The sequence below is a fragment of the Acinetobacter sp. YH16053 genome (assembly GCF_013417035.1).
Classification (GTDB): domain Bacteria; phylum Pseudomonadota; class Gammaproteobacteria; order Pseudomonadales; family Moraxellaceae; genus Acinetobacter; species Acinetobacter towneri.
On the sequence record NZ_VPEP01000104.1, the window covers coordinates 1 to 1,724 of the forward strand.

The window sequence follows — 1,724 nt, forward strand, 5'->3', positions numbered from 1 at the left end:
ATCTGAAGTACGGCAACCGATCTGCAAAGTACGCCCTAGCTTATCTCTATCTAAATATTTCCAATCACCGAACCAAGTTACACGTGCAGGCTTTCCAAAATAGTAAAATTCCCCGTTCGTTTCTCTTTCATTCAGATCATCAATATCTAAATAAGTACCATCGTAGTCATCATGTGCTAAATCCAGTCTTGTAATTTTTGCGCCTTGCGCCTTATTTAAGAATTGATATAACTTTTCTTGCCAGCCGTAGTCACCCATCAAGCAACCCTGACCAGATAACATCACAAGCATTGTGTTGTTTTGACCACCTATGCAGAGATCACCGACCACGACATCATCATGATTAATAATTTCATAACATTGTTCATAGAAGTTTTTGCCATTTTTTCTTTTTTTACCGACTTTAAATCCGAAAATTTGCTCTAACTTTTCCCCCATTGCTTCTATGCAGGCATCGTTAATAAATTCTTCTGAGAGTCCAATATAGTGATCCGAAAACGTGTAACGCTTTAAGGAGAATGAAATCCAATCTATAAACGCTATTTCATGTTCAGCAGGTGCAGACACCAGTAGGATTTTTGGATTGCCTTGATCATCAATAACCAACTTTACTTCGTTAGCCGCTTGCCAATCTTTTAGGACTTCGTTAGATGGAATTTGAGCCTTCGAGTTTTGCCACGTATTACTAACGTGGCACTCCCACGGGCTGACAGTGGGTAAAGTCCGATTTTTCAGGAAATCATTGGCGAATTTAGAATAGTTTTCAGGTGTAGCAGTTGTAAAAGGGGTATTTTCCCCATAAAATTTAGTCATGGACATTCCTTCTTAATGTTCATCAAGGGCTATGGTGTTGACGCACTGATAGCCCATTTTTATGCCTGCTGCTTTTGTGCCTGTCGATCTATTGCGTTCAGGTCTTTAACTTCACAGGACTTCGCTTGTTAGCTTCTTACGTGCAATAAACAATCTACACTAAACAAATAATATAAATCAAGGCTGTGTGGTGTGGGTGTGCGTACACGGTACGCCACACACCACACAACCTTCCCCTTCCATTCGGCTTCGCTGTACCTGTCATTAGGCGCAAATGCCTTCAAATTGGTAATCAGAGAGGAAAAGGCTAGTAACTCATAGTCCGTCAGTTCGATGGCACTCCGCCATCTCTGTTAAGCACTCATTGATTCAATGGTAAAGTGCGCCCTTAAAAATCACAAATCACAAATAGCCTAAGGAACACAAAAATCAGGATGCACCCTAGTCCAATCCTGTTTAGTCATATTAAATCGTTTTGGAACACTGAAATCATGTGCCAAAGCCTGTATACATGTTTCATCATCCCCGAACCATTGACGGAAGAACCCCAACCAACGCCCGAATTGATGGCGAAATATATCCACCCCTTTTTCTATACTTATTTTCAATGATCTTTTTACATATTCTATTTTTGATTGAACCTGATCATCGTATTTAAACAGGTCTTTAAAACACGGATACAGATTAATGAAGTAATCAGAGGGATTTATAATCGCATCAAAAGGGATAATTGTATGTTTTGCTTTTAACTCAACCTCAACCCTTAACCAGTCGCTATTTTTATCCCCTAATTGCTTTCCTTTTTCATAAGCCCTAAGCATTTTATCTGAAGTACGGCAACCGATCTGCAAAGTACGCCCTAGCTTATCTCTATCTAAATATTTCCAATCACCGAACCAAGTTACACGTGC

Annotated in this window: 2 protein-coding genes; both read right to left on the reverse strand. The window is 39.7% G+C overall.

Annotated elements, in window-relative coordinates; all coding sequences use genetic code 11:
- Window positions 1-813, reverse strand: an 813-nt coding sequence (locus FTV43_RS15310) for a replication initiation factor domain-containing protein (RefSeq protein WP_179995822.1), incomplete at its 3' end; no start/stop codon positions are given.
- Between the two features lie 413 nt (window positions 814-1,226).
- On the reverse strand, window positions 1,227-1,724 hold a 498-nt coding region (locus FTV43_RS15315; protein WP_179995823.1), incomplete at its 5' end, for a replication initiation factor domain-containing protein.